The sequence below is a fragment of the Stenotrophomonas sp. GL_111 genome, assembly GCF_057835245.1.
In genome coordinates this window covers 2,583,381-2,603,074 of the sequence record NZ_CM174421.1, presented here as the reverse complement: position 1 = coordinate 2,603,074, position 19,694 = coordinate 2,583,381, and the positions used below count along the sequence as shown (strand labels likewise).

At 59.5% G+C, this 19,694-nt stretch carries 13 protein-coding genes and 1 tRNA gene; 9 read left to right on the top strand and 5 right to left on the bottom strand.

Annotated elements, in window-relative coordinates; translation table 11 throughout:
* Positions 1-156 precede the first annotated feature (156 nt).
* Positions 157-792 (bottom strand): energy transducer TonB, encoded by a 636-nt coding sequence (locus AC3IPM_RS11610; RefSeq protein WP_489299994.1) that lies wholly within the window; start codon positions 790-792, stop codon positions 157-159.
* A gap of 113 nt (positions 793-905) precedes the next feature.
* Between AC3IPM_RS11610 and serS the strand changes: the two genes are divergently transcribed.
* Entirely contained in the window at positions 906-2,186 is a 1,281-nt protein-coding gene (gene serS, locus AC3IPM_RS11605; protein ID WP_489299993.1) for a serine--tRNA ligase, read from the top strand.
* A 194-nt stretch (positions 2,187-2,380) separates the two neighbouring features.
* Here the strand turns inward: serS and AC3IPM_RS11600 are convergent, their stop codons facing one another.
* Entirely contained in the window at positions 2,381-2,962 is a 582-nt protein-coding gene (locus AC3IPM_RS11600; RefSeq protein ID WP_489299992.1) for an FMN-dependent NADH-azoreductase, read from the bottom strand.
* A gap of 121 nt (positions 2,963-3,083) precedes the next feature.
* Here AC3IPM_RS11600 and AC3IPM_RS11595 point away from each other — a divergent pair, with 121 nt between their 5' ends.
* A complete protein-coding gene (locus tag AC3IPM_RS11595) occupies positions 3,084-4,076 on the top strand; it encodes a LysR substrate-binding domain-containing protein (protein ID WP_489299991.1) in 993 nt (330 codons plus the stop codon).
* A gap of 155 nt (positions 4,077-4,231) precedes the next feature.
* Positions 4,232-4,321 (top strand) — tRNA-Ser (locus AC3IPM_RS11590).
* Between the two features lie 716 nt (positions 4,322-5,037).
* Here AC3IPM_RS11590 and AC3IPM_RS11585 read toward each other — a convergent pair.
* Together AC3IPM_RS11585 and AC3IPM_RS11580 are read right to left on the bottom strand one after the other, a co-directional pair.
* Entirely contained in the window at positions 5,038-6,798 is a 1,761-nt protein-coding gene (locus AC3IPM_RS11585; RefSeq protein ID WP_489299990.1) for a wall associated protein, read from the bottom strand.
* Between the two features lie 220 nt (positions 6,799-7,018).
* Positions 7,019-8,161, bottom strand: coding sequence for a hypothetical protein (locus AC3IPM_RS11580; RefSeq protein ID WP_489299989.1), 1,143 nt, complete (start codon positions 8,159-8,161; stop codon positions 7,019-7,021).
* 414 nt (positions 8,162-8,575) lie between these two features.
* Between AC3IPM_RS11580 and AC3IPM_RS11575 the strand changes: the two genes are divergently transcribed.
* The 3 genes from AC3IPM_RS11575 to AC3IPM_RS11565 all read left to right on the top strand — a co-directional run bounded on the left by AC3IPM_RS11575 (position 8,576) and on the right by AC3IPM_RS11565 (position 14,535).
* On the top strand, positions 8,576-12,979 hold the full coding sequence (locus tag AC3IPM_RS11575; protein ID WP_489299988.1) for an RHS repeat domain-containing protein: 4,404 nt from the start codon (positions 8,576-8,578) through the stop codon (positions 12,977-12,979).
* Between the two features lie 26 nt (positions 12,980-13,005).
* Entirely contained in the window at positions 13,006-13,254 is a 249-nt protein-coding gene (locus AC3IPM_RS11570; RefSeq protein WP_489299987.1) for an immunity protein TriTu family protein, read from the top strand.
* A 669-nt stretch (positions 13,255-13,923) separates the two neighbouring features.
* Positions 13,924-14,535, top strand: a complete 612-nt coding sequence (locus AC3IPM_RS11565) for a hypothetical protein (protein WP_489299986.1) — start codon at positions 13,924-13,926, stop codon at positions 14,533-14,535.
* 446 nt (positions 14,536-14,981) lie between these two features.
* Here AC3IPM_RS11565 and AC3IPM_RS11560 read toward each other — a convergent pair.
* Positions 14,982-16,102 (bottom strand): IS3 family transposase gene (locus AC3IPM_RS11560; protein ID WP_489299985.1). Its coding sequence is split into 2 segments (ribosomal slippage): positions 14,982-15,850 and positions 15,850-16,102, totalling 1,122 coding nucleotides; the frame shifts between segments, so codons are not numbered across the junction.
* Between the two features lie 326 nt (positions 16,103-16,428).
* On the opposite strand from AC3IPM_RS11560, the gene AC3IPM_RS11555 reads away from it, so the two are divergent.
* From AC3IPM_RS11555 to AC3IPM_RS11545, 3 genes are all read left to right on the top strand, one after another.
* On the top strand, positions 16,429-17,262 hold the full coding sequence (locus tag AC3IPM_RS11555) for a VWA domain-containing protein (protein WP_489299984.1): 834 nt from the start codon (positions 16,429-16,431) through the stop codon (positions 17,260-17,262).
* A gap of 170 nt (positions 17,263-17,432) precedes the next feature.
* Positions 17,433-17,987, top strand: a complete 555-nt coding sequence (locus AC3IPM_RS11550) for a hypothetical protein (protein WP_489299983.1) — start codon at positions 17,433-17,435, stop codon at positions 17,985-17,987.
* 13 nt (positions 17,988-18,000) lie between these two features.
* Entirely contained in the window at positions 18,001-19,650 is a 1,650-nt protein-coding gene (locus AC3IPM_RS11545) for a protein kinase family protein (protein WP_489299982.1), read from the top strand.
* Positions 19,651-19,694 lie beyond the last annotated feature (44 nt).

The window sequence follows — 19,694 nt, the reverse complement described above, 5'->3', positions numbered from 1 at the left end:
TCCTGGTGTCTGAGTTGACACCTGCAGTCTTGCCCGGGCGCGGTTGCCGGTGTGTCAGCGCAACGTCAACGCGGCGACTGCATTCCCGGTTGGGTTCAGCTTGCTGAGCCGTTACCGAACCTGCACGTCGCGTGCATTCTCGTTACCGCAGCGCGCTCACTGCGGCTTGAAGTCGAACGGCACTTCAATACTGCCCGGCACCGGCTGGCCGTTGCTGTGCGCGGGAATGAAGCGCCAGCGGCGCACCGCCTCGGCGGCGGCGCGGTCAAGCTCGCGTGAACCGCTGCGCTGGATGATGGTCACCCCCGCCGGTTCGCCTGCGGCGTTCACGTCCACGCGCACCACCACGCTGCCACTGTCGCCACGGCGCAGTGCGGCAGGCGGGTAGCTGGGCGGTGGCGACTGGCCGGCAATCGGCTGCGGGCGGTCGCCGGCGGCCAAGGCCTGCGGCGCGGCTTCAGGCGCGGGTGCGGCGGGAGCGGCGGCCGGGGGCGGCGGCGGTGCGGTTTCCACCAGCTGCGGCTTGTCTTCATCGGCCGGCGGTGCCTTGGCATCGGGCATGTCGCTGGAGCCGGCCGCGGCGGCCAACGGCTCGGGCAGCGGCTCGATCTGGGCCACCTGCTGCGGCGTCTGCGCCGGACCGGCCTTGTAGAAGTCGTCGTTGCGGCTGCTCAGCCACACCACCAGGAACAACGCGATGCCGACGCCGAAGGCGATCCCGGCAATGAGCAGGCTGCGGCGGGGCAGGTGGAAGGTGATGTTCTTGCCAGACGATGAGCGGGAAGCGGACATGAGCCATACCGTTGTGAACCCCCCGATTCTGCCACGGCCGGAATGAACCGGGCGGCAGAAATCCGCATAACAGGCGATAATCCCCCTCCAGACCCGCAAACACACCTCACACCATGCTTGATCCAGCCCTGCTGCGCCAAAACCCCGCCGACCTCGCCGAACGCCTGCGCACCGCGCGTGGCTTCGAGCTGGATGTGTCCGGGCTGGAATCGCTGGAAGCCGACCGCAAGCGCATCCAGGTGCGTACCCAGGAACTGCAGAGCCTGCGCAATAGCCGTTCCAAGGCCATCGGCCAGGCCAAGGCCAAGGGCGAGGACGTCTCGGCGATCATGGCCGAAGTGGCCGCCTTCGCCGATGAGCTCAAGGCCTCGGAAGTCACCCTGGACGAACTGCGCGACAAGATCGAAGCCATCGCGCTGGGCATCCCGAACCTGCCGGCCGAGGATGTGCCGGCCGGCAAGGACGAAGCCGACAACGTCGAGCAGAAGCGCTGGGGCACCCCGCGCAGCTTCGATTTCCCGGTGCTGGACCACGTGGAGCTGGGCGCGCGCAACCGCTGGCTGGATGCGGAAACCGCCGCCAAGCTGTCCGGCTCGCGCTTCACCGTGCTGCGCGGCCCGCTGGCGCGCCTGCACCGTGCGCTGGCCCAGTTCATGCTCGACCTGCACACCGGCGAGCATGGCTATGAAGAAACCAACGTGCCGCTGCTGGTCAATGCCGAGTCGTTGCGCGGCACCAGCCAGCTGCCCAAGTTCGAGGACGATCTGTTCAAGACCGCGGTGGGCGAGTCCACCCGCTACCTGATCCCGACCTCGGAAGTGCCGCTGACCAATATCGTCCGCGACGAAATCATCGACGCCGACCAGCTGCCGCTGCGCATGACCGCCCATTCGCTGTGCTTCCGCGCCGAAGCCGGCAGCGGTGGCCGCGACGTGCGCGGCATGATCCGCCAGCACCAGTTCGAGAAGGTGGAACTGGTGGCGGCCTGCACTCCGGCGCAGAGCGACGACGAGCACCAGCGCATGACCCGCTGTGCCGAAGTAGTGCTGGAAAAGCTGGGCCTGCCGTACCGCAAGGTGCTGCTGTGCACCGGCGACATGGGCTTTGCTGCGATCAAGACCTACGACCTGGAAGTGTGGCTGCCCTCGCAGGACACCTACCGCGAAATCTCCTCGTGCTCCAACTGCGGTGATTTCCAGGCGCGCCGCATGCAGTCGCGCTGGCGCAACCCGGAAAGCGGCAAGCCCGAGCTGCTGCACACCCTCAACGGCTCCGGCGTTGCGGTAGGCCGGGCAATGATCGCGGTGATGGAGAACTATCAGAACGCCGACGGCAGCATCACCGTGCCCGACGCGCTCAAGCCCTATATGGGTGGACTGGACACCATCGCCTGAGTATGAAAAACCCGCCGAAAGGCGGGTTTTTTGTATGTAGTGTTCGCGCGTTGCCACGCATGGCGTGTCTATCATCCAGGTAGAGCCGAGCCATGCTCGGCTGCTCTTGGCGCGCACACAAAAAAAGATGGCCCCAAAAGGGGCCATCAGAAGGAACACCGGCGGGGGAGAGAGAACCGGTGCCCCTCCTCGACTCAGGCCGCGGCCAGTTCCTGCGGCTGCGGCAGTGCGGCCAGCGCATTGGCAATGGCATCGGTGCGGTGCTGCGGCGAATAGGCAATGCCCTCGGCGCGCACGAACTCCACGTTGTCGATCCCGAAGAACGCGAACACCTGGCGCAGGTACGGGTCCTGGAAGTCGGTGGGGGCGCCGGTATGCAGGCCGCCGCGGCTGCTGGCCACGATCACGCGCTTGCCGCCGGCCAGGCCCACCGGGCCGTTCTCGGTGTACTTGAAGGTGCGCCCGGCCACGGCCAGGCGGTCGATCCACGCCTTGAGGGTGGAGGCCACGCTGAAGTTGTACATTGGCGAACCGATGACCACCACGTCAGCGGCCAGGAACTGTTCCAGCACCTGTGCGGCATCGGCCACTTCAGCCGGGTCGGACTGGGCCAGCGAGCTGCTGCGCAGGTGGGCAATGGGCTGGGCGTCGAGGTCGCGGTAGGCTACCTCCAGCTCCGGCACCTGGTCGCGCCACTGCTGGACCACGGCGGCGGAAAGCTGGCGGGAAACCGAGTTGTCGCCAAGCACGCTGGCGTCGATGTGAAGAAGCTTCATGGCAATCACCTGTTCTGGGGAGGGGCGGTGGATGCCGCCGACAGGGATAACGATAGGTTGTTGCCAATTTGGAATAAAGGTGGTTGAATGCCACGTATTGTTCTATATCTGGAACTTCAGCATGCAAGACCTCAATGATCTCTACTACTTCGCCATGGTGGTGGACCACGGTGGCTTCGCCGCGGCCGAACGTGCGCTGGGCATCCCCAAATCGCGCCTGAGCCGCCGCATCAGCCAGCTGGAAACCGATCTCGGCGTGCGCCTGCTGCAGCGCTCCACGCGCCGCTTCGCGGTCACCGACGTGGGTACCAGCGTGCACCGCCACGCCCAGACCATGCTCGCCGAGGCCCAGGCCGCGCGCGAAGTGGTGGACCGCCTCAGCGCCGAGCCGCGTGGCCTGGTGCGTGCCAGCGTGCCGGTGTCGCTGGCGCAGATGCAGCTGCCCAAGCTGCTGCCCAAGTTCCTAGCCCAGTACCCCAAGGTGCGCCTGCAGCTGAACATCAGCAACCGCCGCGTGGACATCATCAATGAAGGCTACGACGTCGCCCTGCGCGTGCGCTCGCGGCTGGACGATGACGGCAGCCTGGTCATGCGCAGCTTCGGCCAGGTGCAGGAACTGCTGGTGGCCAGCCCGAAGTACCTCGACCGCGCCGGCCGCCCGAAAGACCCCGACGAGCTCACCAGCCACGTCACCCTGAGCATCAGCGAAGACGAAGCGCGCCAGCGCTGGGAACTGCACGGCCCGGAAGGCGCGGTACGCCGCGTGGACCTGCAGCCGCGCGTGGCCGGCTTCGATTTCCCGCTGCTGCAGAGCATGGTCAAGGATGGTTTCGGCATCACCATGCTGCCCGAAACCGTCTGCGCCGATGCCGTGCGCAGTGGCGAGCTGGAAGTGGTGCTGCCGGACTGGTCGCTGCCGCAGGGCATCTGCCACGCCGTGTTCGCCTCCCGCCGCGGCCTGCTGCCGGCCGTGCGCGTGTTCATCGACTTCCTGGCCGAGCACCTGCCGCCGCAGCTGGAGGCCTCGCGCCTGGATTGCGGTGGTGCGTGCGAGCGCGCCAAGGAGAAGATCAAGGCCAGCGCGCTGGGCGCGTTGGCGGTGGACGCGGGCTGAGCCCAACGGCTGCCGGGTGGGCAAAGCCCCGCTGAAATGCGAGAATGCGACCCCCGGCCAAGTGCTGGGGAGCCATGCCGGACGGGGCGATGCCCCGACCGGATGCCCGGGTTGCAATGACCTGGGCACGCGGGGCGCGGAAGCGTCACCGATACGGAGAGATGGCCGAGCGGTTTAAGGCACCGGTCTTGAAAACCGGCGAAGGGTCAAACCTTCCGTGGGTTCGAATCCCACTCTCTCCGCCAATCGTTCGAATGCCTGGCTTGTGGGCGTCCACGCGACGGTATCTGCGCTAGGGGGAGTGATGCTGCTCACCCGACCCATGCTGTCGTAGCCGTAGCTCGTAGTGCTTCCATTCTCGTCAGTGACCTGAGTGACCAGGCCTTGGTCATTGACCGCTGCATTGATCGAGGTACTGTCGGCGTGGACTATCTTTTGGGGGATTCCTCGCTTCCAGTTCTCGAACCCAGTGGCATTCCCCGCGGTGTCGCGGCTACTGGCAGCGGCGCAGGACACCTGTTTGGGGTTCTAGGCCATATTGTGGAATCCCCGTGGCGAAAGTGCCCGGTTTCAGCGTGATTGCGACGGTTTGTCGCACCTGCGACCAGCCCCGACGGGGGCGGATGGCCATTCATCAAGTGGGTCGCTGCTCCCTCGCCACAGCTCAGGAGCAGCGCGCTCACGTCAGTAACGAGCGTTGTCTTTGGCCTTGCTGACTCTCTGTATTCGATGGTGGTGGGCTGCCCGTGGTGCGAGGTGATCGGCGGAACGAAGCGCATCGCTTCGTCAGCAAGTCTGCGGCGCGCGTGCTGGGTTCTGCCCCATCGGATGGCGCGCGAAAACCCAGAAAGGGTGCGGCCCTGCGCTGCAGATCCATAAGATGCATGTTGGGAAGTGTGTTCCTCAATTGTCGGCTGCCGCACTTCCAAGCGAACTTGCGCTCTGCCTCATTCGCCGGTAATTAGGGGGCCGGGGCGTTGGATTCAGTAATGCTGATTGGGCGCGCCATGGCATCATATGCGTTGACCCGCCAAGTGAATCTGTAGCCATCTTGCAGGATGGAACGCTCGCGCAATGGCACCAGTCGTGACAGATACCAGCCTCTGCCAGCAGCGGGCATAATGCTTGTTCCAGCATAAAGAGAGAATTGGCTAGGGTTGCCGAACTCGTAGACATTCGTCTCCACGCGTCCAGGGCGCTCTGTTCGCAGAAGGTAACCCTCCGAGTGGTCGGCCCTATTGCTGAACACATATGAAGTCTTTATGCCGGACGGATCAGTAACTTCTACGCGCTTCTCGGCGGGTGATGAGGCGGTGCAGGTGAGAGGGTCGTTGGCAGGGAGGCCGCTAATGTAACAGGCGTAATCAGGGCCGTAGTTGTATGTCCAACTGTATGCTTCGCTCAAGCCAGGTCCGCTCAGAACTTTTTTGGTGAGTGACCATGCGTAAAACCTTGAAGGAAAAGTCTCCACCGTCTTATCGACCCATGCTGTGTTGGGCTGAGCACTGCAACTGTAATGCTCGTAAGAGCGGCCATGAAGCGTTGGACTAATGGTAAATGAGGCTACTGCGCCACTTGGATGCCGCATTGAGCCGGTCGTCTCGAAAGTAGGAGTTCCAGGGAATTTGCAGCGCGCGCGCACTGCTGGGACGTTGCCTGCTGCTTCGAACGAAAGGTTCAATCCGGGCGTGAAGGACCAGTAGGACTGGTCTGGCAACGTAACGGTTGTTAGTACGCCTGTTGAATAGTCGTAATTCCACACCTGCCCCGCGGCTCGTACTTGGGAAATGCGATGACCATTGTAGGAGAACTCAACGAGTCTCCCATCGTTGGCGGATATGCGATTTAGATGTCCGGTCGATGCGTCCCAGTCGTAGCTTAAGGTGTTCCCAAATCTATCCTTAGCACTTATGGGATAGAGACGGTGATCTAGCCTGCGGAGCAAGAAAGGCGTTGGGGTAAGAATAGGGCCGCTTGGCGATGGTACCGGGCCATAATTGATAATCGGCAGCTCAAAGCGGCGTACCATGAATGCAAGCTGGTAGGTGATCCCTTGAGGCGTCAATACCTCAAAACCCTCCTCCGCTCCGCCATTCATCGAAATGCATCGAATCGCAGCGCCAGACTTTGTTGTGAGAGGGTAGTCTAGGCCATTGTTGGGTCGCGCGCGGCCGTCCGCAGTGACTTTCAATAGCTCTTCCTCTCCAACCCCGGGAAGGTAGAGAAAAGTGCCATGCCAAAACTCCTCAGAAGGAACGTAGTACACGGGCTTCACTGGGCTGGGATGGGCTCCTTCAACCATTTCGTCCGCTGGCCATGCATACTTTGAGCAACGATTGAAGTTCTTGCCCCCCAGTCCAGAGTTCCATCCATTGGCCTCGGAAAAGACGCCATGGACTGAAGGCAAGGCAAGGTCCCAGTCGGAGAACAATCTTGTCCCGCCCTGGGCGCCTGCTGTCATTTTGCGACTCACCACGATATCGAGGTCCCCGACACCGGGCAAGACAAGATCTGTTTGAAGGAACTCCAGCGCGCCGGTATACAAGCCCACCTTATCGCCGAACACGTCCTCCGCCGATAAGCCCTGCACCGTGGAACTTGCACGAAGCCTAGCCGGGTAGTCCTCGGCCACAGTGACGGACGAGGCAGCGCTGGCGTCAAAGCAGCAACCCAGAAGCAGCATGAACTTCCCAGTTGCTATTGCATCTTTCACACGTCCCACGGGCTACTCCTTTAGCTTTGTGCGTTAGTTAAAAAACTGGAAACGCAAGTGGCGACCCTGGTGCTGATCGCCCAGCAGACCTGCCTCCTAGCTGCGCACGTAGCAAGGCGGGCGAGAAGATTGAAAAGTGCGTTCGCTAATTGCTCCAGCTTCGGACCTCAAACAGCAAGATTGATGGAAGCAATGGCTGTGCGATAGGCCAGGCATTGACGCAGCCGGCCTAACGAATGATTGACTGCGGCTTCCCGAAAATATCGCGTGCGATGGTCGTCACTGCCCCGTTGGGTCGTTGAACCCTGATGGGAACATCGTAGGACGGCGTCGAGAATACTTGGTACCAACTACGGGTCTGAGCCCCACTCGGCTCAGTCACTACAGTGTACGGCCCTGTCGCATCCGCACCGTAGGTGGTCATCGTGATCAGCAATCCTTGCTCACTATCTTGACTGCTCGCGATCGTGCGGCCCAGCGCGTCAAATTCAGTCCAAATTCCCGATGTGGGATTAGAGGATGTGGACGGATAGGAAGCGAAAACCGCTCTTCCCGCGCTGTCATAGGCAAAGCGCAGGAAGCTCTGAGTCTCCGAAACCCGAGCTGCGTCGTACTCCCACACGATCAACGGTCGCCAGAGAGCATCGAAGTAGGTCACCTTTACCGCATTGCCAGTAGTGATTGTCTGTCGCCAGTGACCCGCTGCCATTCCATGCTCCACATTTCCGACCGATTCGAACACTTGCGTAGTCGGAGTCCAGCTCACGGTATCGCCAGTTGGTGGGGTGATGCTGCTAATGCGGCCCATGCTGTCGTAGCCGTACTGCATAACGCTACCGTTCTCGTCTGTCACCTGGGTAATCCAGCCCCGGTCGTTGACCACTGCTGATTGCGTGGTGCCGTCAGCATTCGTGATTGTTTGAGGTACGCCGCGCTTCCAGTTGCCGTAGTGGGTAACGTTGCCGGCGGCATCGCGACTGGCGGATAGTGTGCCGTCGGGGTTGTAGGTGAGCGTACTTTGCAGCTTTCCGTATGATGATTGAGTCAGTGGCAGGGCGGTGACAGGGTCGAAGGTTGTAGACTCCACGCTGACGCCATTGACAGTGCGGTCAGAGATCTGACCTAGCACCCATTGACCTGCGTGATCGTAGTATGTGATCCGCGTGCTTCGAGAATACTGCTGGGCCATTGCGGGCGCGATAGCGCTGGCCGACGCCAGTGCGATGAGTACCCACCGGATAGATCGTTTACGCATATCCACTTCCTCGTGAAATAGCATCCGCGCGCCGTAGCCGCGCTCCTCGTCCCCGTGTGCTTCGAATGCTCCCGGCCTCTGGTCGCCGCCGGGATATGTACCGGCGATATCTGACAAGAGTCCCCTCGAACTTTGCCGAAGCCTACAACAGGCAAAGGTTGTGCGGAAGGCCCACCAACGGACCCCTGTGGTGGGTGCACTGGTCGGGTGCTGTGTGATATACAGCCGTCCAAGGGGACTCATTGGGCAACGCCGAGAGCGGCAGCGATGGAAGCCTTGCCCGGGAAAGGGGGGATCAGAGGCTTGTCCAGAATCAGTAGGGCGGGGGTAGGCCGGATGGCGCCCGTTGGACGGCGTGGCTGGGAATGGGTCATAGATCCGCTGACTTTGAAGCGCGGCACCTCTGTTATTCGGCACGAGCAAGATTACTAGCAACAGCATGGTGTCCTGGAGCGGAATTGCTTCAATTGTCTCGGTAGTGACAATCCATCCATAGCTTTTCAACTGATTCGACGTTCAAGGAAGACGAATGTGACTGTCAGAACACTCACTACCCGGCTCTTGTTGTTCTTCGTGTTGCTATCGGGCTACTTATTGCCTGACGCCAAAGCTCAGGGCTGGATCGACCTAAAGGGGCCTGCACAGACCACTTACGACGCGCCAGGAACGTATCAGTTCCAAATCAATAGCGGCGTCGTTGGCACAGGGCCCAAGGCCGAGTTCCTCTCCGACATACGCTTGAAGCGCAACAACGCAGCGGTGGACTTCCGGCCGGTGGCGACCTACACCGAGAACGGAATCTCTGCGGGAGTTTACGACTATGTGTTGACTGCGACGGCGGTCAAATACATCAATGGCGATGAGTACACGCGTTTCCTCACCTCACCGGTGATACGCATCACGGTCAACGCGCCTCCAGTTCCTTTCGATGGAGCAGAGTACGTCTCCCTGGACTACCCTCGGAGCATGGATCGCGGGTTGCCTTACACCGGCAGCGTCACCTTCAGAAATGTGGGCACCACCACTTGGCGTGCAGGCGACGGCTATCGGTTGGGCCAGGCGGAGGGCTACTCCACTGGCCATTTTGGCTTTGGCGACCTGGTGGTGCCGCATGACGTTTCTCCGGGTGGGACTGCGCAGTTCTCTTTCTCGGCCACCGCACCCATGGCTGTTGGTGACTACACGCTCTCGTGGCAGATGAACCGCAACGGTGCGCGTTTCGGTGCCAGCAGTGGTCAACACACCATCGTTGTCGCCGGGAAGTTCAATCATGCGACGTCCTATGAGCAGAGCGTACCCACCACGATGGTGGCCGGTCGTTCCTACACGGTGAAGTTCCGGTTCCGCAACGGCGGGAACACGACCTGGTATGCGCCGAGTGGCTACTACCTTGGATCTTGGAATCCCGCAAACAACACGACATGGGGAGTGACCCGTGTGCCAGTGAAGGACATGGTTTCGGGCGGAATCGGGTCACTCTTTGAGTTCAACGTGGTTGCACCATCAATTCCCGGAACATATAGCTTCCAGTGGCGCATGGTGGAAGAGGGCTTTGAGTGGTTCGGTGAACCCACTGCCAACGTTCAAGTGGTGGTAACAGGTCCGCCTTCGGAGGTGGTCGGGAACATCGACGAAGTGACTACCGACGGGGTGATCCGAGGCTGGGCGTGTTCGACCCGTATCGACGCATCCATTGATGTACATGTCTACCTCGGGGGCGCGGCCGGCACCGGGACATTCGGTCTATCCGGAGCCGCAAATGAAGCGAGCGAGCCTGGCGTAAATGCCCAATGCGCTGCAGGCGGAAATCACCGTTTCTCACTCCAAATGAGCAAGCCCCTTCGCCAGCAAAATGTCGGCAAGGCAATATATATTCACGGGATCTCGCCAGTTGGTCAGCCGAACAAGACAATTGCTGGCTCGGGTAACTTCCGCATTCCAGCCAACTTGCCGCCATCAATCACCTTTACCGCTCCAGCGGCTGGTTCGGTATTTGGTGAGGGAACATCTACTCTGCTGAGCGCCGACGCATCAGATCCAGACTACGGCGTAGCTTCGGTGACCTATCTGGCGGATGGCAATGTGCTTGGTAGCAGTGGGGAGCCATACCAGCGGAACTATGGGCCCATCCCCGAGGGCGTGCATGCTGTGCAGGTCTACGCCACGGACACTAGCGGAGCGACGACATATGCTCCGGCCAAGACGATCTACGGCTCGCGGGTAGTCGGTGACATCGGCTTGTCCAACGGTGCGATCTTTGGGTGGGCATGCTCCACTTATGTTTCAAGCTCTATTGCTGTCCATCTGTACCTAGGCGGCGCGGCGGGGACCGGTACCGCCTACGGTTCGTTCGATGCCAATCTTGCCAGCGAAGCTGGAGTCAATAGTCAGTGCAAAACGCAGGGAACAGCATACCGCTTCAGCATCCCAGTCACCGACGCCATGGTTCGCGATCACGGCGGCAAGAAGATCTATCTTCACGGCATCTCGCCGGTGGGTGGGGGCAACAATCTCCTATCCAATTCAGGCGCCTTTTCAGTTCCGGTTAACGCAGGGCCGTCCGTCTCGCTGACATCTCCTGGTAATGTTGAACTGGAGAGCCCGGGCCAAGTGCGCCTAGTAGCAAGCGCGAGTGATCCTGATGATTCGGTGGCTCAGGTGGCTTTCTATCGCGATAGCCAACAGGTCGCCACGATTACCGCTGCCCCGTACGAGTTCAATATTACCGGCTTGGCACCAGGCATTTATCAACTCTATGCTGTCGCCACAGATCGACGAGGCGCGACTGCAACGTCCGGTACGGCCACAGTGACGGTAGTGCAGGCACAGTCACCTTCAGGTGTGACCCGTAGCTATGTCTATGACGAGTTCCAGAGGTTGTGCAAGACTATTGAACCGGAAACCGGGGCGACCGTAGTCGAATATGACATCGCTGGTAACGTGGCTTGGACCGCATCCGGCCTTGACCTTTACGATACTGGCACTTGTAGCAGGGCCGAAGCCGCTGCATCCGGTCGTCGCGTTGATCGCAGCTACGATGCCCGCAACCGCGTGGTCAGCGTCCGCTTCCCGGACCGCAATGGAGACCAGGACCTTCTGTACCGCAACAGTGGCCAGTTGCGAGAAGTAACCACTTGGAATGCGGATGGCAGCGAAACCACTGTCAATACGTTCCAGTACAACAAGCGCAATTTGCTGATTGGTGAAGGCGCGAGTAGCTCTGGACGGCCTACCTGGTCCGTAGGCTATGGCTACGACCCGATGGGTGCGCTGGCAACGGTGATCTACCCCAGTGGCTTGACGGTAACCTACAGCAACAGTGCGCAGGGGCGGTCATTGAGCGTTTCGGCCGCAGGTACGTCATTGGCCTCTGGAGTGCGCTACCACCCTAACGGCAGTGTTCAGTCCTTCACCTACGGCAATGGAATTACTCATAGCACTGTGCTTAACGCTCGCCAGCTACCGTCCGAGCAGGTCGACACAGGCATCATGGCTTATCGTTACGGTTACGATGCCAACGCAAATGTTACTAGCATCGCGGATCTCCAGCAGGGAGCCCCGTACGACCGCGTCATGCAGTACGACTCAAGTAACCGTCTCCTGGCTGCCGGATCGGCCAGCTTTGGAGGTGATCATTGGCATCGCTACACATACGACGCGCGAGATAATCTTCTGTCGTCTTCACTCGGTGGGGTAAAAGATCATCGCTACTGGTATGACTCGCGCAACCGCCTGACAAACATCCTCGCTCAAGATGGCGCGACTGTCATGGGGTTGAGCTACGACTCACAGGGGAACCTGCTCAACAAGAACGGTCGAGTCCACCAATTTGACATGGGCAACCGTCTGCGCGCCATCCCGGGTCTCGAAGGCTATCAATACGATGGCGCAGGCCGACGGGTCGTTACCTCGGATTCAAGCGGCGACAGGTTGCGCTCATTCTATAGCCAAGGCGGGAGGTTGCTCTTCGAGCGGCGTCGACTGAGCGGTCCTATTGAGTACATCTACCTCGCCTCTCGACTGCTTGCTAAGCAGGAGGGCGGTGTCATCAGCTACCAGCACGTGGACTCGCTGGGGAGTCCTGTGGCGACTACTGACGCCATTGGGCAGGTTGCTGATCGCACCCAGTACGAGCCCTACGGTCAGGCGATTGGCAAGGCGGTAGACGGCATTGGCTACACTGGGCACGTCTCAGACGCCTCGTCTGGGTTGGTGTACATGCAGCAGCGCTACTATGACCCACAGATTGGTCGGTTCCTATCTGTAGATCCGGTTACCCCCCTCCAGAACAATGTTGGGATGTTCAATCGCTACAGGTACGCCGCTAACAATCCCTATACATACTCTGACCCGGACGGAAGATGTGACACCTCGTTCTGTCAGTTCTGGGGAGGCGTTCTTCGAGCTGCAGGCGATGGGGTCTTCAGTATTGGCAGAAATGCCGGTCCGACTGTCTACGGCACAGTCGACATGTCGCAGTATCGCTCGACGGACACGACGCCGTTGTTTGGTGCTCCTAGCAGTCAAGTTGGTCAGGGCGGATACAAATTTGGTAGCGCTCTGCTCGTCTCTGAGGGAATAGCAGCCCCTGCTAGGATGGCCGGGGCAGGAATAAGGCTACCCGCTCAAACGAAAACTGTCGGCCGATGGATGAGCCCAGCCGAACTCGCTTCGATGAGAAGAACAGGACGTGTGCAAGAGGGGCTAGGTGGTCAGGCGCGTGTTTCGGATCCGCCCAGTGCTGATACGTATCGCGCAGCACCAGCCGGCGACATGTATGTGGAATTTGATGTCCCTTCTCATAGGGTTCTACCACATTCAGAGGGAACCGGCCGAATTCCTGGCCCCAATAGCTTTGATGCCCGTGTGCGAGGGAGAGATCCGAAGGATTACGAAATGCCTAAGTTCGATGGAAGCATCAGGGAGCCGCGATAGTGAATAGTTCACCTCTCAAAAGTTGGATGGCCAATAACGCAGAGATGCTAGAAGGGAAGGGGTACGCGCTTAGATACTCGGAAGATGACCAAGGCCGCGCTACGCTCGATCTAGACGGCCGCGATTTTGTTGGCACAGTCAGCTACTGGCCGAACGGCACTCTTGAAGTTCTAATTGGATCAGCCGAGAGTGGAAGAACAGTGCTTATCGAGACTCTCACGAGTAGTCACGAGGCTGAACTGACTCGCGTCTTGGTTGAGGGTGGAATCATCTAGGTTTTACTCCAGGCTCAACCTGACGATCGTGCTTCGTCAGCGCAGACGCTGCTGCGCACTTGTTGTCCACGCGGTTAAGTGTGCATCGTACTTCCGCTTTGATGGGCGGCGGCGTCAGCGTGCCTTACCAAGTGGCGGGCACGGGGTGATGCAGAGTTGAACGCGCAGAGGTGCCGGCATTGGGTGAAGCGGGGGAGAAAGATCATTGGGAAAATTAGCGATGCGGTTTCGGAGGGATAATAGTGAATAGCAAACGCTCCACCCTTCCATGGAGTGGCTTCTTTCTATTGGCGGCGCTTGCCCTGGGCGTATCTTGGTTTGCATTTGAGTTGCGATACATGTGGTATGTAGATGCCGATCAATTCATGTTCCTTCGAATGGGATCAATTATCTGCACTGGTTTGATGATTGCCAGCTGGGTCGCGTATCCATCCCGGCTATTCGTTGCGTTGGTAGGCTCAATGCTTCTCCTGTTTCCGCCGCTGCTACGGAGGGCAGAGTATGCCTCGGTGGACGTTGGCTTCGTTGGCTGGATCTGCGTTTCGGTGATGCTGCTACTTGTGGCAACGGAGCTCGACATAAGAGCGAGACGGGCTGGTCGGAAGTCTGTTAAGTGAGCTGCGCAGCCTGCTTGCATCGGCGCTTGGATATGGCGAGGCCAACGCGCAGATGCAGAGTTCTGCAGCGAGCTACCCAACGAGATCGCCAAGGGTGGCTAAAAGCGGCATGGGGTGGGCGTTGAAGCGCGGTCAAGAGTTCGTCAGGTCGGAGACGGAATCCGTCGATGACGTGAGAAAGAAGCTCGAGGGGCGTGTTTTTCATGTAACTAAACGCGAGAACATAGAGGCAATTCTCAGCTCGGGTGCACTGTTGCCGAACACTGATGGAAGGTTAGAGACGACCTTTGGCTCGTCGGCTAAGTCCTTCTTTAGGCTGATCGGCTGCGTCAGCGTGTTCGACTACAGGAAGCAGGAGGTGCCTGACATCGCTGAGTACCGCGGACGCTGCTATCCATTTCAAGCTGCTCGGCCTGGTGGTGCCGGAATCGCGATCCTCATGCTCAAGCCGGAGAGCTACCAAGAGTTGCTGCCTTGGACGGAGTGGTCGAGCTCTGGCGACCTCTCACAGAACATTGTTCCGTATGTCGAAGCTGGCTACCCAGGTCCTCTGCCGCTGAGCATGATCGATGAGGTCCTGTTTGTCCGTATCACCGAAGATCCTGGCTGCTTCGCGGCGCTTGTGCGGCGGAGTTATTCCAGCGATGCTGCTGACAAGCTGTAGTCGTTGACGGCCACTCCTGCGAGATGGTCGCTCTGGTGGTGGCCGATCCTTGAGGAGGCTCTTGGAGCCCCTTTTATCTTTGAAGGATCTGTTGGCAAAGGCGGGTATTTTCCGTTCGCAGCGCATGGGCGCACTCTGTCGACTTACGGATAGAAGCCCCTCCTGTCCCGCAGTCGCCCCTTGAACTGGCCTCGCACATACTTGGGTAGAACGACGGGAGGCGTGAAGTCTTCCAGCATCCTCACGGCCAGCGGGCGAGATTGTTCCGGCAGCATGCCCTCGTAAGCCTGTCTAATAACGGGGGCTTGTTCCTCCTTAACTCGCCCTGTGGTTGAGTGACCGGTGATCACTGCGATCTGCGACGTTGTGTATCCCTTGCTGATCAGGCTGTTGATCAGTGTGTGGCGGAATGAGTGAAAGTTGGTGACCCACTCCCGATTCCCAGGTCATCCGACAGTAGAGAGTTCGTCCTTCTTCGGCACCTGCGAATTCGCTTGGGACCCGTGATTTCGGGCGAATTCTTCAGGAGTTTTCCATGCCAGTGCGCTGTGGGGTCGCTCCTCGTTATAGAACCGCCGCCACGTCTCGATTTTGCTCCGGGCATCGGCCAGTGACAAGAACCAATGCTCGTTCAGGCATTCTTGCCGCAGGCGTCCGTTGAAGCTTTCGACCAGAGCGTTATCCGTCGGTGTGCCGCGGCGAGAAAAGTCGAGCTCCACGCCGTTCTCGTAGGCCCAGCGATCCATGACCTTGCCGGAAAACTCGCTGCCGTTGTCGACCTTGATCGCCGCTGGCCTGCCACGCTTGGCCACCAGCCGCGTCATCGCATCGGCCACGTCCTGGCCTTTCAGGAACCGGTCGACCACGATGTCCAAACACTGGTGGGTAAAGTGATCCACGACCGTCAGGGAGCGGAAGCGACGACCGTCAAACAGTGCATCGCTCACGAAGTCCATGCCCCACAGCGCATTGGGTGCAGTGGCCACTTTGATCGGCTGACGCCTGCGGCGGGGCCGGCAATGCCTTAAAGACAGGCCTTCTTCCTTGTAAATGCGATGGATCCGCTTGTGGTTGTCACACCAGCCCTCCCGTCGCAAGACAACAAACACCCGCTCGCACCCGTAATGCACGCGGCTCAAGGCGATCTCCCGCATCCGCATGCGTACCGCACTGCAGTCACGTGCCCTGGGCTTGTACGCGTAGCTGGAATGGGACATTGACATCATCTGCAATGCGCGGCGAAGGCTGACACCAAATCGCTCACGCAGCTGGCCTACCCAAGAACGTCGCTGGGCAGGCCTCAGAGCTTTTTTGTGACCACCTCGTGCAGCATCGCCTTGTCCAGGCTCAGGTCCGCCACCAGCTGCTTGAGCTTGCGGTTTTCTTCCTCCAACAGCCGCAGACGCTTCAGCTCTGACGGGCCCAGCCCGCCATATTTCTTGCGCCACACGTAGAACGTCGCCTCGGCAATGCCCATCTTCCGGCATATCTCACCGACCGCCGTCCCCAGCTCGGCTTGCTTGAGCGCGTAGGCGATCTGCGCTTCGGTAAATCGTGACTTCTTCATCGCTTGAATCCTCGTTGCCACGGGGGCCCATATCGGCGAAGTCTCTACTTTACGCTGCACCAGTTTCCCGGGGGTGGGTCACCGTTTGAAAGTGCCTATTTGCAGGGGCGGCTGATCGTGGGAATGGAGGTAAACGAGATGGAAGGGCTGGATGATGACAAGTTCACCATCTACTTCGGCGATGTTGATGCGGCCATCGCCCCATTCAGGTTGCCACCTGGCGCTCTCCAAGAGTGAAGCGTCCGTGTTCTTCGGTCTGGGCGCTATCTAACGCTCGGCTGCTTCAAGTATCTTATCTATAAATTGCTAAAACAGGGGTTCACAGGATGAGTTACACCGCCGAAATCAGTCGTACCAGTCCGACCGCGTTTCTTTTCTTGGTCGATCAGTCCGGTTCGATGCAAGAGCCAATGCAAAACGGCAAGTCGAAGGCGCAGTTCGTCGCAGATGTCCTCAATCGTACCTTGGCAACATTGATCACCCGCTGCACCAAGTCTGAAGGAACCCGGGACTACTTCGAGGTGGGGGTGCTTGGCTACTCAGGCAACTCTGCCGGGAACGGATTGACCGGCTCGCTCTCATCGGCTGTTCTGCATCCGATCTCCCAGATCGAAGCGAACCCTTTGCGCGTCGAAGATCGCACCAAGCGGATCGATGACGGCGCGGGCGGACTGGTTGATCAGTCGATCAAATTCCCGGTGTGGTTTGAGGCGCAAGCATCGGGCGGAACGCCGATGTGTACTGCTATCACTGCCGCAGCCGAGCAGTTGGTGGCTTGGTGCGATGCGCATCCGGATAGTTATCCACCGACGGTGCTTCACGTTACCGATGGTGAGTCGACAGACGGGGATCCGGAAACTCTGGCTGGCCAGCTCAAGCAGATCAGCACAAGCGACGGTAATGTGCTCTTCTTCAATCTTCATGTGAGTGCGAGCGGTGGCGACCCGGTGAAGTTCCCCGTATCGGACGCGGCGCTCGGCGACTCATACGCCAAGCTTCTGTTCCGGATGTCCAGTTCCCTGCCGCCGCATCTTCAGAAGGTTGCTGAGGAGAAGGGGATCAAGGCGACTATGGAGTCCAAGGGTTTCGTTTTCAACGGCGAGATCTCGGAGATTGTAGACTTCTTCGACATCGGAACTCGCGCCGCGCAGTTGCGCTGACTATGGCACTGCGCCTCCTCTTCGAGGGAACAGTACCCAAGCACGTCGAGTCCTCGGACGACAATGAGGACGCTCACCACTTTTCCTGCGAGAGGGGGAGGGTGGCGGTGTCCGACGGTGCATCCGAGTCATTCGATGCTCGCAACTGGGCTCGGTTGCTGGTATCCCGAATGAGCGATGAAGAGCTCTCGTTGCAAGCCGTTACGGCCTGCTCGTATGACTATGAGGCCCTGCACGATCCATCGAAGCTCTCGTGGTCGAAGGCGGCTGCCTACGAACGGGGTAGCTTTGCAACAATTTTGCTTGCCCAGGATGATCCCGAGCGAAACACCGTACGCATCACTGCGGTAGGCGACAGCCTGGCGGTGTTGGTAGATGGCGGAGAATGGGTTCGCTCTGCGCCTTACACCCGCGCCGAGCAGTTCCAGGCCAAGCCTACGTTGTTGGCTACACGGCTGGCCCTTAACTCTGCCGACGCTGGGGGCTGGAGTGTCGAGGAGTGGGGGTACGAGTCCCAAGGCTATCGACTACTGCTCTTCATGACGGACGCGCTCGGGGCTTGGCTTTTAACACACCAGGAGCAAGGTGACGGCTCGGCCTTGGAAGCCATTTCCGGCATCCGCGAGGTCGATGAGCTGGCGGCACTGGTGGAGCGCGAGCGGGCCGCAGGTCGCATGCGGCGCGACGATACCACGCTCGTGATTGCGTTGCTGACCCAGTCTTAGGCGATTGAGGACGATGGCTTATCCCTCCCTTGAGCAGTACAACAATGCTCTTCAGTCCCCTCAGTTCGTTCTTCTTGATCCCGAGCTGAAGCGGGGCAACGTTAAGGCATCCGGTCTTGGTCTGCCTTTGGCTCTGTGTGGGGGCTTTGCTCTCACTTACGAAGTAACGGTGGGCGTGCGAAAGTTCGCTCTTCGTTGCTTTCACAAAGAGTCCCAAGAGCTGGAGTACAGGTATCGGGCGATCTCGGCTCAACTGAAGCAGCTCAACAGCTCATACTTCTTGCCGTTCGAATTCAACCCCGCTGGCATTCGGATCGATCGGAAGGACTACCCCACCGTTAAAATGGCGTGGGCCAGTGGCCGGACATTGGCTGAGTTCCTAGAAGCCCACCATCGAGATCCTTCAGCTTTACAGAAGGTTCGTGCGGCGCTCGCTTCACTTGCGGACTTCTTGGAGCGCAGTGGCCTCTCACACGGCGACATACAGCCAGAGAACGTTATGGTTAGCGCCGATGGGGCTTCGGTTCAGCTTATCGACTATGACGGGCTCTATGTCGACGCGCTCAAGGGTAGGAAGGCGACGGAGCTTGGTCAGCTGAACTTTCAGCATCCGAGCCGTTCCGCTGATCACTTCGGTCCTTCTCTCGATCGCTTTTCCTTTCTTACTTTGGACGTAGCGCTTCAGGCACTGATTGCCTCGCCTGGAATCTGGAGCTCATCGCGCTCAGAGCCCAGTGCGGTGGTGTTTCGTCGCAACGACTTCCTTGATCCGACGAGCTCATCGGTGTTTCAGGAGGCGGTCGCCATAGCGGGCCTGAAGGCGCAGGTTGAGAACTTGGCCAAGGTCGCGGCTGGCCCGTTCCCGGCAATCCCTTCGCTTATGGACTTTAGGCTGGGGAAGGGTGTGCCAACGGGTGCTATTTCCATTCGCCAATCACCTGCGACCGTCGCCTACCAGGGGCCATACGTGGTCTGCGATGCATCCGACTACGCGCAAGCACTGAGGCTGGTAGGAAGCCGCGTGGAGCTGGTTGGACAGGTGCATTCGGTTCGTAAGGGGTGGTCTAAGAAGACACGCAAGCCTCACATCTTCGTCAATTTCTCGGATTGGAGGGGGCGGGCTGTCAAGCTATCAATTTGGTCAGATTGCATGGATCTGATCAAGACGAACCTGCCTGATGAGACATGGAAGGGGAGGTGGTTGTCCGTCGTTGGACTCATGGACCCGCCGTATAGCAATACGGTTGGCAATGTGAGCTACACACATCTCTCCATCACCATCAATGGTCCTGGACAGATCCAGCAGTTGCCAGAGGGGGATGCAAAGTTCCGTTTGGCAGGCTCTGGGAAGCCGGCTGGGTCTTCGGTTACAACGCCCAGCTCTCGCAACGCCGGCATTCTTGTCGGGATGGGTGGAAAAGCTCCAGCCGCAACAACGAACGCGCCGCCCGCCCGTCCGTCCCCAGCACCAGTGAAGACTGCGAATCAACAGTTGCTTTCGTCGATGCAGCGCGCGGCGCCGCGCGTCAAGCCTGGCCAGACACCATCTTCACCGCCGAAACCAACCACGCATTCTAAGCCAGCGGCATCCAAGGCAGGTTGCGTTCCGCTGGTCATCTGTGCGGTGGTCTTCCTGTTGTTACTCAGGGCTTGCGCGGGCTAGCTACACCGCCTCGATGAGTCATGGCCACTGCTGGAGATAGCTAA

Coding starts and splice junctions, on each gene's coding strand:
- serS (WP_489299993.1), top strand. CDS start 906: ATGCTTGATCCAGCCCTGCTGCGCCAAAACCCCGCCGACCTCGCCGAA.
- AC3IPM_RS11610 (WP_489299994.1), bottom strand. CDS start 792: ATGTCCGCTTCCCGCTCATCGTCTGGCAAGAACATCACCTTCCACCTG.
- AC3IPM_RS11600 (WP_489299992.1), bottom strand. CDS start 2,962: ATGAAGCTTCTTCACATCGACGCCAGCGTGCTTGGCGACAACTCGGTT.
- AC3IPM_RS11595 (WP_489299991.1), top strand. CDS start 3,084: ATGCAAGACCTCAATGATCTCTACTACTTCGCCATGGTGGTGGACCAC.
- AC3IPM_RS11565 (WP_489299986.1), top strand. CDS start 13,924: ATGCAGAGTTCTGCAGCGAGCTACCCAACGAGATCGCCAAGGGTGGCT.
- AC3IPM_RS11570 (WP_489299987.1), top strand. CDS start 13,006: ATGGCCAATAACGCAGAGATGCTAGAAGGGAAGGGGTACGCGCTTAGA.
- AC3IPM_RS11545 (WP_489299982.1), top strand. CDS start 18,001: ATGGCTTATCCCTCCCTTGAGCAGTACAACAATGCTCTTCAGTCCCCT.
- AC3IPM_RS11555 (WP_489299984.1), top strand. CDS start 16,429: ATGAGTTACACCGCCGAAATCAGTCGTACCAGTCCGACCGCGTTTCTT.
- AC3IPM_RS11550 (WP_489299983.1), top strand. CDS start 17,433: ATGAGCGATGAAGAGCTCTCGTTGCAAGCCGTTACGGCCTGCTCGTAT.